Genomic DNA, 13781 nt, shown 5'->3' with positions numbered 1-13781 from the left:
ATAATTAGCTTAGATTAAAATGTGCTTTTTATTATTTTTTGGCATCCCCTAGGCTTGCCTGGAAGTCCTTAAGGCCATCCAGGAAGTTTTGCCATGAGCAGCGTCACCTCGATTTCCAGCGTTTCCAACAACGTTCGCCAACGCGTCACGCCAGAAGAATGGGAAGTGCGCGTCAAGCTGGCCGCCGCGTATCGCCTGGCGGCCTTGTATAAGTGGACCGACCACATCTACACCCACTTCTCCGCCCGTGTACCGGGGCCGGAGGAGCATTTCCTGATCAATGCCTTTGGCCTGTTGTTCGATGAAATCAGCGCCTCCAACCTGGTCAAGGTCGACCTCGACGGCACCATCGTCGATGACCCGACCGGACTGGGCATCAACTACGCCGGGTATGTGATCCACAGCGCCATCCACGGTGCACGCCATGACCTGCAAGCCGTGCTGCACACCCACACCCGTGACGGCATTGCGGTGTCGGCGCAGAAGGACGGCTTGCTGCCGATCTCCCAGCATTCCATCGGTTTTTCCGGGCGCGTGGCGTACCACGGTTATGAAGGGGTGGCCTTGGACCTGGATGAGCGCGAGCGCTTGGTGGCGGACCTGGGCGACAAGAGCGTGATGATCCTGCGTAACCACGGTTTGTTGACCGCGGGTGTCAGCGTTGAGCATGCCTTTCAGCAACTGCAACAGTTGGAGCGTGCGTGCAATATCCAGGTGGCGGCGCAGGCGGCGGGGAATGCGGAGTTGATCTTTCCGCCCAAAGAGGTGGTGGAGAAGGTGGAGCAGCAGGCCAAGGTGTTCGCCAGTGGCGATGGGCCAGGTGTGGCGCGGCATTGGAATGCGTTGGTACGGCAGTTGGAGCGTACCGATACTGACTACAAGAACTGATCTGAAATTCTGTGGAGATCAAAATGTGGGAGGGGGCTTGCCCCCGATGGCGGTGGGTCAGTCAAATCAACTGAGACTGACACACTGCTATCGGGGGCAAGTCGAATCGTCGCACCGCCCCTCCCACATGGGTTTTGTGTTGTGCCTGATTAAGCGACTTGTTTGGACTGTTCGCGTTCAGCAATGAGCTGGCGGGTGAGCGGGATCAAGCGCTTGCCGTAATCAATCGCATCGTTCAGCGGATCAAAGCCACGAATCAGGAACGTGGTGATGCCCAAATCGTAGTAATCCAGCAACGCCTCAGCCACTTGCTCAGCGGTGCCCACCAGCGAGGTGGAGTTGCCTTGGGCACCGAGCAATCCGGCAATCCCGGTCCACAAGCGCTTGTCCAACCGCGACCCCTGCGCCGCCGCCGCCAACAACCGGCGCGAGCCTTCATTCGGTGGTTCACGCCGTACAAAGCCATTCTTCTCGGCCAGCGCGGTCGCCTGCTGCAAGATGCTGTCGGCCCGTGCCCATGCCAACTCTTCAGTCTCGGCGAGGATCGGCCGCAGTGACAGGCTAAAACGAATCGTACGCCCGTGCTTGGCCGCTTCGGCGCGTACCTGGGTCACGATCTCGCGCACTTGCTCGTAGGTCTCGCCCCACAGCGCGTAGACATCGGCGTGCTTGCCGGCGACGGCGATAGCGGCAGGAGAGGAGCCGCCAAAGTACAGCGGGATATGCGGTTGCTGCGGCGATTTCACCGTGGAGTGTGCGCCTTCGACCTGGTAGTAGGTGCCTTCAAAATCGAACGGCTGTTCGCTGGTCCATTCCTGGCGCACCACGCTCAGGTATTCGTCGGTGCGCGCGTAGCGTTCATCCTTGCCGATATGGCTGCCGTCGGCGCGCAATTCACGGTCGTCACCGCCGGTGATGATATGCACGGCAGTGCGCCCGCCGTTGAACACATCCAGAGTGGTGAACTGGCGCGCTGCCAACGTGGGTTGGGCGAAACCGGGGCGGTGAGCGATGAGAAATTGCAGCTTTTTGGTCACGCTGGCCGCATGGGAGGCGATCAGCGTGCTGTCCGGGCTGTTGGAGTGAAAGGCCACCAGGGCGCGGTCGAAACCGGCTTCTTCGTGGGCGCGGGCCACGGTTTCCACGTAGTCCGGTTGCAGGGTCGGGCCGCTGCGGGGGTGGATCTCAGAGGCGTGATGGCCACCAATGTAGCCGATGAATTCAATGCTCATGGTCTGTCCTTTTCCTGTACTTGAGACGCTGCGTGATCGCTACCTCCACCGGGCAGGGGGTCGGTTATTCGCGTCCAAAGTAGGGGCAGGGGGCGGGCCTGTAAAATGCCGATTGGTTCTAACCTAATTATTAAAAAGTAGAATCATTGATTGGTATATGTATCAGTAATTTGCATTTTGTGTGCATTAGGTTATTCCCAGAAAGACTTTCACGGCGGTTTTTTATGCGATTAGCATGTGATCGACTCTTTATAAGGAAGCCACCCGATGACCGAGACGCTCTCCATCAACAAGGTCGCCGCCAAGCCCCGCGCGGCGCGTGCCTGGCGCACCCCGGACGCGGTGTTGCGGCTGGTCAGCCCACTGGTGTTGTTGCTGCTGTGGGAAGTGGCTTCGCAGTTGGGCTGGATTCCGGCGCGGGTCATCGCGGCGCCGTCGCAGATCGGCGGCACGCTGTGGGCGATGATCGTATCCGGAGAGTTGGGCAAGCACTTGCTGGTGTCCCTGCAACGCGCGTTGTTCGGCCTGGGTATTGGCGTGAGCATCGGCGTGGTGGCGGCATTGATCAGCGGTCTGTCCAGGCGCGGCGAGGTGATCCTTGATTCGCCGATGCAGATGGTGCGCACCATCCCGTCCCTGGCGCTGGTGCCGCTGTTTATCCTGTGGTTCGGCATTGGTGAGTTCACCAAGATCGCGCTGATTGTGGTCGGCACGACCTTTCCGGTGTACCTCAACCTGTTTGCCGGCATCCGCAATATCGACCCCAAATTGATCGAGGCTGCCAACACGTTGGGTCTCAACCGTCGCGAGCTGATCTGGCACGTGATCCTGCCAGGCTCGCTGCCCTCGTTTTTTGTCGGCCTGCGGTATGCCCTGGGCATTTCCTGGCTGGCCCTGGTGTTTGTCGAGCAGATCAACACCACCGCCGGCATCGGCTTTTTGGCCAGTGATGCGCGGGACTTCATGCGCACCGATGTGATCGTCATCTGTCTGCTGATCTACAGCGTGCTCGGCCTGTTGATCGACGGCCTGATCCGCACCCTCGAACGCTTCGCTCTGGCCTGGCGCCCATCCTTTGTGAGGAACTGATATGTCTGCAATTGAAGCTCCCGTGCAACTGCGCAATGTGGTCCGTCAGTTTGGCCAGCAACGGGTCATTGATGGCCTCGACTTGGATATTGCGCCCGGCGAGTTCGTCGCGCTGCTTGGCGCCAGTGGTTCCGGCAAGACCACTTTGCTGCGCAGCCTGGCGGGGCTGGACAGTATCGACAGCGGCCAACTGCGGGTGCCCAAGGCTCGCGCGGCGGTGTTTCAGGAACCACGGCTGATGCCGTGGAAACGCGCCTGGAAAAACGTCATCCTCGGCTTGCGCATTCCCGATGCCAGGGCGCGTGCGGTGCAGGCCTTGACCGAAGTCGGCCTGGCCCATCGCCTGGAAGCCTACCCGGCCACATTGTCCGGCGGTGAAGCTCAACGTGTGGCCCTGGCCCGTGGCCTGGTGCGTGAGCCCAAGTTGTTGCTGCTCGACGAACCCTTCGCGGCGCTGGACGCCCTGACCCGCATCAAGATGCACCGCCTGATCATCGACCTGTGGCGCAAGCACACCCCGGCAGTATTGCTGGTGACCCATGATGTTGACGAAGCGATCCTGTTGGCCGACCGCGTGATCGTGCTGGCCGACGGCAAGATCGCCGAGCAACTGCACATTGATCTGCCGCGTGCGCGGGACACTGGCCAGGCCGGTTTCCAGGCGATTCGTGCGCGCTTGCTGCACCTGCTGGGGGTGGAAGTGGACACGCCGGCGGCGCGACCGGCGGCGGTCAGTTTCAAGCGGGTTGCCCATGGCTGATCAAGCAGGCTTGACACTGTAAGCGCCGCGCGCAACGATCAACTCAATTTTCATAAATTGAGTTTCAGCGATGGCCAAAGTCCAGAAGCCAACCGACTTCACTGTGTTGCTCAAGCAGTACGGCATGGAAGTCTTCGAGCTGGCACGTCTGTTCAAGGCGGTAGATGACAACGGTCGGTACCTGCATTGGGACGAGTTTCGCCGGTATCCCGCCCAGGGTTTCAACAAAGAGGCTGCGTGGGCTGCGATCAAGTTGTCCCGTGCCTGTGCCAGCAAATCCCTCGAACTGCGCAGCGAGTGTGGCAGCCCATTTCTCCTGCACACCACCGATTTCTGTGATGCCGTGATCCATGCCGTGGAGTCGATGACCTCGCGGCTGGGCGGAGCGGCGGCGTCCTCGCCCCACTATCGGGACAACGCCAAGTACCTGGTCGATTCATTAATGATGGAAGAGGCCATCTCCAGCGCCCAACTGGAAGGCGCCGCCACGACTCGCAAAATCGCCAAGGACATGTTGGCCAAGGAGCGCGCACCGCAGAACGATGACGAGCGGATGATCCTCAACAACTATCAACTGATGAAGCATGCCAAGTTCAACAAGGACGAGCGGCTGTCTGTCGCGTTGATCTGCGAGCTCCAGAGCATTGCGACCGCCGGTGTCGATGAGGCCGAGGCGCATCCGGGGCACATCCGGGAGACGGATGATATTTTTGTCGGCGGGCCAAGTGATGATGTTGTCCATCAACCGCCCAAGGCATCACTGCTGACGGCCCGGCTTGAGGCGTTGTGCCAGTTTGCCAATGAGCGGCACGACGGGCAGGAGGGCAGGGCGTTCATTCATCCAGTGGTCAAGGCCATCATCCTGCATTTCATGATTGGCTATGAGCACCCCTTCAGGGACGGCAACGGGCGCACTGCACGCTGTCTGTTCTACTGGTTCATGCTCAAAAGCGGGTATTGGCCATTCGAGTACATCTCCATCAGTACACTGCTCAAGGAAGCGCCCATGCAATATGGCCGCTCCTATGTGTATTGCGAAACCGATGGGTTTGATCTGACTTATTTCGTGATTTACCAACTGCGGGTGGTGGAACGCGCAATCAAGCAATTCATGCACTATTTCGAAGGTAAACGCGTTGAAGCGTTAGAGCTGATGACCTGGGTGGAAACCCTGCAATTGAAGGTTGGGCTGAACTATCGGCAAGCGCATTTTTTAAAGAAAGTGCTCCAGCATCCTGGGCGTATCTTCACGGCCAAGGAGCTCACCCATGACTATGACATTACCGAGAATACTGCCCGCAATGACCTGGAACGACTGGTTGGCATGAAGGTGGTGTTGAAGGTTCAGGAGGGCAAGGGTTTTCTCTATATCGGCCGAGACGACGCCGAGGCCAATGTCAGGAAAGCCGCGCTGGGTTGATTACAGGCGAAAAAAAAACCGGCTGATCAGGCCGGTTTGGGGTGTCCCGCAAGCGCTGCGGGGTTATACGTGAGTGCTCAGCAAGCGGTCCGCACCACCTTCAGCCAGGCCACGCTCTTGCAGACGATCCGCACCGCCTTCGGCCAGGCCACGCTCTTGCAGACGATCCGCACCGCCTTCGGCTACACGACGTTCGAGCAGACGATCAGAACCCCCTTCGGCCACACGACGTTCCAGCAGGCGATCAGAACCCCCTTCGGCCACACGACGTTCCAGCAGACGATCAGACCCACCTTCAGCTACACGACGTTCCAGCAGGCGGTCAGAACCACCCTCGGCAACGCGACTTTCCATCAGGCGATCCGCGCCGCCTTCAGCGACAACCGGGTGGGCAAAAGCGTTTGCAGCCAGTACCGAGAAAGCGAGGCTAAGCAAGATTTGGCGTTTCATGAGGGTGTGCTCCAAGTGTTTTAGTTAAGTGCTGCTGGGTATGGGTTTGATGTTACGCGTTGCATTTTTTAAGAGAACTTCATTGGGCTGATGGTGACTATCGACGCCAGCGATAGCCCGTTATTGCGGGCTATCGCAGCCTTGGTCATGGCATCTGCGGCAGTTCGTTGGGGCGCAGGTCGAACACCAGTACTTCGGCGTCTTCACCCTGGCCCAGGCGGATCTGGCGCTCATCACGCACTCGGGCACCATCGCCTTCCTGCAAGCGCTGGCCGTTGACTTCAACGCTGCCCCGGGCCACGTGGATGTACACGTGACGGTCCGGCGCCAGGTCGAGGGTTGCGCTTTCATCACCGTTGAACAGCCCCGCATACACCCGCGCATCCTGGCGCACGGTCAGGGAGCCGTCGGAGCCTTCCGGCGAGATGATCAATTGCAGGCGTCCACGTTTTTGCGCTTCGCTGAAATGCTCTTGCTGATAGCGTGGTTCGGCACCGGACACGGCAGGCACGATCCAGATTTGCAGGAAGTGCACGCCACGGGTCTGGCTGTGGTTGAACTCGCTGTGGGCCACGCCGCTGCCGGCGCTCATCAGTTGCACATCGCCAGGGCGGATCACCGAACCGGTGCCCAGGGTGTCCTTGTGTTCCAGGGCGCCTTCGAGCACATACGAGAAAATCTCCATGTCGCGGTGCGGGTGCTGGCCGAAGCCTTTGCCGGCGGCAACCCGGTCATCGTTGATCACCAGCAGGTCGGAAAAACCCTGCTCTTTCGGGTTCCAGTAGTTGGCGAACGAGAAGGTGTGGAACGACTTCAACCAACCGTGATTGGCGGCGCCGCGTTCGGAAGCTTTGCGAAGGGTCAGCATGGTCTTGTCCTCAAGTGGGAGCGGGCTGCGGTATGCAGGGCTCCTGCGTTGAGAAGAAGATTAATGGTTATCCAAATATTCATTAAGAAGCTGAAATCTGAATAACTGTCTCTGTGTGATTGACAGTTAAAGGCGTGCCATAATGCGCGTTTTCCACCCGCCTCTTTTTACTCGATGGACGTTCACCCTATGAAAACCGTGGCCATGGCGCTGTTTCCGGACTTCCTGCTGCTCGACATGGCCGGGCCGCTTGAAGTGTTTTCCATTGCCAACCGTTATCTGCCGGCGGCGGCGCATTATCAGATCCTTACCATTGGCACCGAGCCCGGGCCCTTGCGCGCTTCCAATGGCGTCGTGGTGCATACCGACCTGTTGCTGGATCAGGCCCAGGGTGCCTATGACTTATTACTCGTGCCCGGCGGCCCAGGCGCCTACAACGAATGCCATCCGGCACTGCTGCCTTGGCTCAAAACCGCCGCCCCCCGTGCGCGGCGCTTCGGTTCAATCTGCACCGGCGCCTTTGTGCTCGGGCATGCCGGGCTGCTGGATGACCATCGCGTGACCACCCACTGGCACTACACCGAGCGGCTGATCAAGGCGTTCCCCAAGGCGATGGTCGAGACTGATCGAATCTATCTGCAGGATGGGCGGCTGATTACCTCGGGCGGGGTGACCGCCGGTATCGACCTGGCGCTGTCGATTGTTGCCCAGGACCATGGCAAGCACGTCGCGGTGGAAGTGGCCAAGGTGCTGCTGGTGGTGATGAAGCGCCAGGGCGGGCAGGCCCAGTTCAGCCCGATGACGGCAGCGGTGGCCACTCAGGAAACCGCCATCACCCGCGTGCAAAACCATGTGCTGGCCCACCTGGACCAACCGTTCACCATCGAATCCATGGCCGAATTGGCCGGGATGAGCCCGCGCCATTTTGCCCGGTTGTTTGCCAAGGATGTGCAGATGACCCCCATGGCCTTTCTGCAAGGCGCACGCATTGACCGTGCCCGGCATTTGCTGGAAACCACCGACCTGCCGCTCAAGACCGTGGCGTTCCACGCAGGCTTCGGCAGCGTGCGCTACATGCGATTTCTGTTCAGTGAAAAACTCGGCCTCAACCCCACCCAATACCGACAGCAGTTCAGTTAACGACATAATGTCCGTCTCGGACACCCGATTGTCCGTGTCGCTCCCCGTGCCAGCATTGTCCTGTCATCGCTAGCTGGCAAGATAGCCCCAAGCCCACGGAAAAGGATGCGCAAACGCCCAAGGCCGGGTGTTTCAGCGCTATTACACACATGAACAACCCCCAGGCGATGGACGCTGATGGCACGTTGCGTTTCGGTGCCTATGTCTTTCACCGGCAACAGCGACTGGTCAGCAAGGCCGGTTGGCCGGTGCCGCTGGGCGGGCGTGCGCTGGACATCCTCGCCGTGTTGCTTGAGGCACCGGGGCAATTTATCAGCAAGGCCACGTTGATCGAGCGGGTCTGGCCCAATAGCGTGGTGGAAGAAAACAACCTGCGGGTGCATATCGCCGCGTTGCGCCGCGCCCTCGACGGGCCCCGCTTCATCCTCAACGACCCCCAGCGCGGCTACTGCTTTGCCGCGCCCGTTCAGGGGGTGATCCAGTACGCGGCTCCCCGGCATAACCTGGCGGCACGGCTCAGCCCGGTGATGGGTTGCGATGAGCTGTTGGGCGTGCTGGTTCGACGCCTCTCCGGGCAACGCCTGATGACGCTCACCGGTTGCGCCGGCGTGGGCAAGAGCACCCTGGCCCTGGTGCTGGCCGAGCGCGTGTTGTCGCGATACCGCGATGGCGTGTGGTGGGTGGACCTGGCGACGGTGCAGGCGCCGATGGCCATGTTGCGCCACCTGGCGGCGGCGCTGCATCTTGAACCCTGTGCCAGCGCCACCGAGTTGGCCCGCCAATTGTCTTCTCGCCAGTTATTGCTGGTGCTCGACGGCGCCGATCTTCTGCTGAGTGCCTGTCGACATCTGCTGCGGGTATTGGGCGATCAAGCGCCGCATGTCAGTGTGCTGGTGAGCAGCCGTGAGCCGTTGCAGGTCGCTGGCGAATGGGTGCAGCGCGTGCCTCGCTTGACGGTGCCCGCACCGTCGGCGGTAGGCAGTGTCGAGCAGACGATGGCGTATCCGGCGGTGCAACTGTTTGTCGCGCGTGCCTGTGCCGGGCAACAGGGGTTTGTATTGCGTCAGCAGGACCTGGCCCCCCTGTGGGATATCTGCCGCCGTCTCGACGGTATTCCCTTGGCCCTGGAGCTGGCGGCCGCCCAAGTCGATGCGCTGGGTGTGCGCGGCTTGCAGATGCAATTGCGCCGGGGCTTGCAGGTGCTGACCCGTGGCCGACGCACGGCGGTGGAGCGCCACCAGTCGCTGACGGCGGCGCTGGACTGGACCTTCGAACGCCTGAGCCTGCCGGAGCGCTGGCTGTTCCTGCAATTGGGCCTGTTCAAGATGGCCGTGACCCTGCCCACCTTGAGCGAACTGGTGGCCGGTACGGAACTGGAACATGCCGACCTGGCCTACCTGCTGGGGCGTTTGGTCGGCACCTCCCTGCTGAGCATCGAGCCGGGCCCGGGCACTGCACGCTATCGCCTGCTCAACTGTGTGCGCAGCTATGCGCTGGCACAGTTGCGTGATCCCGAGCAGGTGGCGCGTCTACAGCAGGGGTATGGGCACTATCTGGGACCGTTCTCAGGCCGGCCGTTTGTCCTGCAACTCGTCGAGCAGGCGGCGTACGCGGACTAGATCCTGGGTGGCAAACCCTTCGGTAAAGCGTGCGTAGACGCGATTCAGTACGTCACGCGCGGGCTGTAGACGGCCTTGACGCTGCCACAACCGCGCCAGCGAGGTCGCGCACCGCAACTCCCAGGCCAGTGCCCCTTGCTGGTGCGCCAGGCCCAGGGCTTCCAGCAACAAGGCTTCGGCCGCGCGCGTGTCCGCCAGGCTTTCGGCGCGCACTCGCAGGATCTCCGGCGTGCACCAGCCGGCCTCGCCATTGCGGGCACGCTCGAACACGGCGTCTTGCACCTCGATGGTGTTGAACGTCACCAGAGTATCTTCCACCAGCCCCAGCCCCTCTACTTCGGCGATTTGCAGCGTGCCTTCGTAGCAGCGCGCCCAGGTCTGGAACAATTGTGCGGAATGCTTTTGCGCCTGTTGCAACAACAGGTCGAGGTTGTCGCGGACGGCGTTTGAATCGCCGTTGTACTGGGCGATCACCACCCCGGCCAAGGCCAGGGTGTAGCAAATGGAGGTGCCATGATTGATCTGCAATGCCAGTTCCAGGGCCTGGCGTGCGGTGCGCCAGGCACGCTCCGGAAAACCCCGCAGCCAGAGGATGCGCGCCAGGACGGTCAGCGAGGCGACGCTCTGGTCGTATTGCACGCCAAAACCATGGGTGAACCGGTTGAGGTGGCCGCTCTGGGCCATGCGCTGGATCACCTGTTCAGCGTTATGCAGCGCCAGCGCCTGGTTGCCGGCATAGTGCTGCGCCAATACCCGCAGGCGTTGGGCGCTGAGGGCCAGTAATGGCTCGGCCTGGGGCCCCAGTCGGTCGAAGTGCAGGCTTTGCGCCAGGGCCTCACGGTAGTTGCCGCAGCACAGGTTGACCGCCATATGCCCGGACACGGCCCGCAGTTGACCGGCCTGGTCCTTGCCGGTTTCCGCCAGGCGTCGCGCGGTATCGAAAGCCGCGATGGTTTGCGGTGTGCCGCCTTGGGTGTGATAGAAAAAACTGCCCAGTGCCAGTTGCAATGCCATGTTCAAGCGCGGGCTTGGCTCATTGGATTGCTCCAGTCGCGCCAGGGCTTTGCCCACGTACAAGCCGTGCTCACGCAGCAGCGACAATTCCTGCCACAGCGGCATTGCGCTGACCGTCAGGCGGACGCCCAGCAGGTGCACACCGTGGTCGCCCAGGCCCCAATCGAGTGCGGCCCGGACATCCTCGCGCAGCGGTGCGTAGCGGTCGATCCACACCTGCGTGGCAGTGATTTGCCAATCGTCCTGGGCCTGGTTCATCAGCGCCAGGCAGCGTTCTGCATGGCGCTCGCGGGTGGCGTCGAGTTCGTTGGCAACGCTGAGTTTTTCCAGGGCATAGGTGCGGGTGATGTCCAGCAGGCGATAGACCACCTCGTCATCACCGGCTTCGACATTGAGCAGGGACTTGGCCACCAGTTGGGTGATGGAACCCAATACTTCATTCGGCGCGATTTGCTCCCCGGCAATCACCGCCGCCGCGCTGGCCAGGCTGAATCCGCCACGGAACACGGCCAAACGGCGCAGGCAGATTTGCTCGCACGTGGTCAGCAGCTCGAAACTCCAGTCCAATGTGGCGCGCAGGGTTTGGTGACGGGGCAGGGCACTGTTTCGGCCCCGCGTCAGCAGGCGGAAATTATCTTCCATCTGCACCAGCAGCCCTGGCAGGCCGAAGCGTTCGATTTGCGCCGCCACCAGCTCAATGGCCAGGGGAATACCGTCCAGTCGCTGGCAGATATCAATCGCCAGCGGCAGTTCCGCCTCGCTCAACGCGAAGCTGTCCTGTTGCGACATGGCCCGCTCGATCAACAGTTGCAGGGCCGGGTAGCCGAGGGCCTGGGCGCGATTGCCGCTGGCGGGTGGGCAGGCCAGGGGCTCCAGGCGTTGTACGTATTCGCCTTCGGCGCGCAGGGCTTCGCGGCTGGTGGCCAGGATGTGCAGCTTGGGCGCGTGGCGCAGCAGGGTTTCGCTGATCAGCGCGATGTCGTCCAACAGGTGTTCGCAGTTGTCGATCACCAGCAGCAATTGGCGCTCCTGCACGCTGCGGGCAAACGTCGCCAGGGGCTCTTGCTGGACGTGGCTGAGGTCGAGCAGGGCGGCGAGGTTGGGCAGGATCATCGACGGTGCGCTGAGTGGCGCCAGGTCCAGCAGGCGAATGCCGTCGCGGTAATGGCCGATCAGCAACTCCGCGACACGCAAGGCCACGGTGGTTTTACCGATGCCGCCGGCGCCGGTCAGGGTAATGAAGCGTTGTTCGGGCAGCAGTTGCACCAGGCTGTCGATCAGGGCCTGGCGGCCGATCATCCGCGTACGGCGCAGGGGCAGGTTGTGGCCCTGGCTTTGCGGGGCACCCTCGGTGGGTAGGCTCATCGGTTCGATGCTCAGTGGTGCAACAAAACTGTAGCCGCGCTGGGCCACCGTAACGATATAGCGCTGCCCGGCCTGGCCATCGCCCAGGGCCTTGCGCAACGCCGCCATATGCACCCGCAGATTGCCGTCTTCCACCACGCTTTTCGGCCAGACGCGGGCGATCAGTTCCTGCTTGCTGACCACATTGCCGGCCTGTTCCAGCAGCACCAGCAGAATCTCCACCGCGCGGCGCCCGAGGCGCAACGGCCGGCCGGCCTCCAGCACCAGGCGTTGGTGCGGGTGGACGCAGTAGGGGCCGAAGTGCACGGCCTTGTCGCTTGAGTCGCTCATGGTCGCCCAGGTTCTGGCGTAAGGGAGCGGCAAGCATATTCCAGGTAGGTGCAGACCACTAGGCTGCGATCACTTGAGGTTTTTCGCGCAATTGGTGATTTCGCCAGGTCATGGGGTTGACGCCCTCGCTGCGGGTGAACATATGGCAGAAATGCGCCTGGTCGCAGAACCCGCACTCCAGGCTGATTTGCGTCAGGCTCAAGGACGAACCGGTGATCAGTTCCTTGGCGCGCTGGATGCGTTGTTGGCGTATCCATTCCTGAGGCGACAGCCCGGTGGTGCATTTGAAGGCCCGGGAAAAATGGCTGCGCGACAGCGCGCAGGCCTGGGCCAGGTCGGCAATCGCCAGGCTTTCGCCGAGGTTGGCGAGGATCAATTGCTTGGCAATACGCTCGCGCCGAGGGCATAGGCCGCCGGTAGCGGATAAACGGGGAGCACTGTGCTCAAGTCGGGCCATGACGAATATCCGCAGTCGATGGGAGCGTTCCCGGTGAATGGATGCAGTGTAGACCGACACATTCTTGGCGCCAGGGCCGCTGCTGACGAGTTAATCGTTGTTAATTTCGCCAGGCCTGGGCGCTGAAAAGACAGCACAGGCGTGCAATCACGGTCGGGGTTTGCATGCTTATCTGGCGGCTTGCTCATCGTCTGGATACCGCTATGAACCGCAACGACCTGCGTCGCGTCGACATGAACCTGTTGGTGATTTTCGAGGCACTGATGTTCGAGAAGAACCTGACCCGGGTCGCCGAAAAGCTCTTTATGGGCCAACCGGCGGTGAGTGCGGCCTTGGGACGTTTGCGTGATCTGTTCGACGACCCGTTGCTGTTGCGCAACGGGCGGGGCATGGAGCCCACGCCACGTGCGGTGGCGATACTCAAGGAGTTGCAACCGGCCATGGACATCATTTCGGGCGCCGTCAGCCGCGCCAAGGATTTCGACCCCTCCACCAGCTGTGCGGTGTTTCGCATCGGCCTGTCCGACGACGCTGAATTCGGCCTGTTCCCGCCATTGCTCAGCCAACTGCGCGAAGAGGCGCCGGGGATTGTCGTGGTGGTGCGCCGCGCCAATTACCTGTTGATGTCATCGCTGCTGGCCAGTGGCGAGATCAGCGTGGGCGTGAGCTACACCACGGAATTGCCGGCGAATGCCAAGCGCAAGAAACTGCGGGATATCCCGTGCAAGGTGCTGCGTGGGGATGACGGGACGGCACCGCTGACACTGGACGACTACTGCGAGCGGCCCCATGCAATGGTGTCGTTCTCGGGGGATTTGAGCGGCAACATCGACCTGGACCTGGCGCGTATCGGTCGCGCCCGTCGGGTGGTGTTGGCGGTGCCGCAGTTCAGCGGGTTGCGGGCGCTGCTGGCCGGTACGCAGATTATCGCGACGGTGCCGGATTATGCCGCCTGTGCGCTGACCGAGGGCACGTCGCTACGCGCCGAAGACCCGCCGTTCGCCATCGATGCGGCCGAGTTGTCGATGGTGTGGAGCGGGGTGCATGACAACGACCCGGCGGAGCGCTGGTTGCGCGGGCGGATCGGCGAGCATATGTCGCGGGTGCTTTGAAACAGCTGTGGGGGCTTGCGGGGAGCAAGCCCCCACA

The 13781-nt window shown here is 61.6% G+C and carries 12 protein-coding genes; 7 read left to right on the top strand and 5 right to left on the bottom strand.

Annotated elements, in window-relative coordinates:
• The first annotated feature begins 93 nt into the window (after nucleotides 1-93).
• Nucleotides 94-888 carry a class II aldolase/adducin family protein gene (locus DYL61_RS12050; RefSeq protein WP_135308475.1) on the top strand — a complete coding sequence of 265 codons (795 nt, stop codon included), beginning with the start codon at nucleotides 94-96 and terminating at the stop codon, nucleotides 886-888.
• A 149-nt stretch (nucleotides 889-1037) separates the two neighbouring features.
• Here DYL61_RS12050 and DYL61_RS12045 read toward each other — a convergent pair whose 3' ends face one another.
• Nucleotides 1038-2120, bottom strand: coding sequence for an LLM class flavin-dependent oxidoreductase (locus DYL61_RS12045; protein ID WP_135308474.1), 1083 nt, complete (start codon nucleotides 2118-2120; stop codon nucleotides 1038-1040).
• Nucleotides 2121-2387: 267 nt separating this feature from the next.
• On the opposite strand from DYL61_RS12045, the gene DYL61_RS12040 reads away from it, so the two are divergent.
• From DYL61_RS12040 to DYL61_RS12030, 3 genes are all read left to right on the top strand, one after another.
• A complete protein-coding gene (locus DYL61_RS12040) occupies nucleotides 2388-3209 on the top strand; it encodes an ABC transporter permease (protein ID WP_135308473.1) in 822 nt (273 codons plus the stop codon).
• 1 nt (nucleotide 3210) lies between these two features.
• A complete protein-coding gene (locus DYL61_RS12035) occupies nucleotides 3211-3969 on the top strand; it encodes an ABC transporter ATP-binding protein (RefSeq protein ID WP_135308472.1) in 759 nt (252 codons plus the stop codon).
• Nucleotides 3970-4039: 70 nt separating this feature from the next.
• Nucleotides 4040-5389 (top strand): Fic family protein, encoded by a 1350-nt coding sequence (locus tag DYL61_RS12030; RefSeq protein WP_135308471.1) that lies wholly within the window; start codon nucleotides 4040-4042, stop codon nucleotides 5387-5389.
• 63 nt (nucleotides 5390-5452) lie between these two features.
• Here the strand turns inward: DYL61_RS12030 and DYL61_RS12025 are convergent, their stop codons facing one another.
• Nucleotides 5453-5839: a hypothetical protein gene (locus tag DYL61_RS12025; protein WP_135308470.1), complete on the bottom strand. Its 387-nt coding sequence runs from the start codon at nucleotides 5837-5839 to the stop codon at nucleotides 5453-5455.
• A gap of 145 nt (nucleotides 5840-5984) precedes the next feature.
• The gene (locus DYL61_RS12020; protein ID WP_135308469.1) at nucleotides 5985-6707 is read right to left on the bottom strand and encodes a pirin family protein; all 723 of its coding nucleotides are present in this window, start codon (nucleotides 6705-6707) and stop codon (nucleotides 5985-5987) included.
• A 189-nt stretch (nucleotides 6708-6896) separates the two neighbouring features.
• On the opposite strand from DYL61_RS12020, the gene DYL61_RS12015 reads away from it, so the two are divergent.
• Both DYL61_RS12015 and DYL61_RS12010 read left to right on the top strand, forming a co-directional pair.
• The gene (locus DYL61_RS12015) at nucleotides 6897-7847 is read left to right on the top strand and encodes a GlxA family transcriptional regulator (RefSeq protein ID WP_135308468.1); all 951 of its coding nucleotides are present in this window, start codon (nucleotides 6897-6899) and stop codon (nucleotides 7845-7847) included.
• 149 nt (nucleotides 7848-7996) lie between these two features.
• Nucleotides 7997-9466 carry an ATP-binding protein gene (locus DYL61_RS12010; protein ID WP_135308467.1) on the top strand — a complete coding sequence of 490 codons (1470 nt, stop codon included), beginning with the start codon at nucleotides 7997-7999 and terminating at the stop codon, nucleotides 9464-9466.
• Here the strand turns inward: DYL61_RS12010 and DYL61_RS12005 are convergent.
• Nucleotides 9413-12175 carry an ATP-binding protein gene (locus tag DYL61_RS12005; protein WP_135308466.1) on the bottom strand — a complete coding sequence of 921 codons (2763 nt, stop codon included), beginning with the start codon at nucleotides 12173-12175 and terminating at the stop codon, nucleotides 9413-9415. The two genes, DYL61_RS12010 and DYL61_RS12005, sit on opposite strands and share 54 nt — an antisense overlap.
• Nucleotides 12176-12233: 58 nt before the next feature.
• Nucleotides 12234-12632, bottom strand: a complete 399-nt coding sequence (locus DYL61_RS12000; RefSeq protein ID WP_105698036.1) for a helix-turn-helix domain-containing protein — start codon at nucleotides 12630-12632, stop codon at nucleotides 12234-12236.
• Between the two features lie 203 nt (nucleotides 12633-12835).
• Here DYL61_RS12000 and DYL61_RS11995 point away from each other — a divergent pair, with 203 nt between their 5' ends.
• A complete protein-coding gene (locus DYL61_RS11995; protein WP_105698037.1) occupies nucleotides 12836-13744 on the top strand; it encodes a LysR family transcriptional regulator in 909 nt (302 codons plus the stop codon).
• The last annotated feature ends 37 nt before the right edge of the window (nucleotides 13745-13781 follow it).

It is taken from the genome of Pseudomonas nabeulensis, from assembly GCF_004682045.1.
GTDB classification, from domain to species: domain Bacteria; phylum Pseudomonadota; class Gammaproteobacteria; order Pseudomonadales; family Pseudomonadaceae; genus Aquipseudomonas; species Aquipseudomonas nabeulensis.
Note: the sequence above shows the minus strand (reverse complement) of the source record. Positions and strands in the feature narration are given on the sequence as shown.

Excerpts from the sequence above, each read along its gene's own strand:
- DYL61_RS12015 (WP_135308468.1), top strand. The coding sequence starts at position 6,897 with ATGAAAACCGTGGCCATGGCGCTGTTTCCGGACTTCCTGCTGCTCGAC.
- DYL61_RS11995 (WP_105698037.1), top strand. The coding sequence starts at position 12,836 with ATGAACCGCAACGACCTGCGTCGCGTCGACATGAACCTGTTGGTGATT.
- DYL61_RS12050 (WP_135308475.1), top strand. The coding sequence starts at position 94 with ATGAGCAGCGTCACCTCGATTTCCAGCGTTTCCAACAACGTTCGCCAA.
- DYL61_RS12010 (WP_135308467.1), top strand. The coding sequence starts at position 7,997 with ATGAACAACCCCCAGGCGATGGACGCTGATGGCACGTTGCGTTTCGGT.
- DYL61_RS12005 (WP_135308466.1), bottom strand. The coding sequence starts at position 12,175 with ATGAGCGACTCAAGCGACAAGGCCGTGCACTTCGGCCCCTACTGCGTC.
- DYL61_RS12020 (WP_135308469.1), bottom strand. The coding sequence starts at position 6,707 with ATGCTGACCCTTCGCAAAGCTTCCGAACGCGGCGCCGCCAATCACGGT.
- DYL61_RS12040 (WP_135308473.1), top strand. The coding sequence starts at position 2,388 with ATGACCGAGACGCTCTCCATCAACAAGGTCGCCGCCAAGCCCCGCGCG.
- DYL61_RS12035 (WP_135308472.1), top strand. The coding sequence starts at position 3,211 with ATGTCTGCAATTGAAGCTCCCGTGCAACTGCGCAATGTGGTCCGTCAG.
- DYL61_RS12045 (WP_135308474.1), bottom strand. The coding sequence starts at position 2,120 with ATGAGCATTGAATTCATCGGCTACATTGGTGGCCATCACGCCTCTGAG.
- DYL61_RS12030 (WP_135308471.1), top strand. The coding sequence starts at position 4,040 with ATGGCCAAAGTCCAGAAGCCAACCGACTTCACTGTGTTGCTCAAGCAG.
- DYL61_RS12000 (WP_105698036.1), bottom strand. The coding sequence starts at position 12,632 with ATGGCCCGACTTGAGCACAGTGCTCCCCGTTTATCCGCTACCGGCGGC.
- DYL61_RS12025 (WP_135308470.1), bottom strand. The coding sequence starts at position 5,839 with ATGAAACGCCAAATCTTGCTTAGCCTCGCTTTCTCGGTACTGGCTGCA.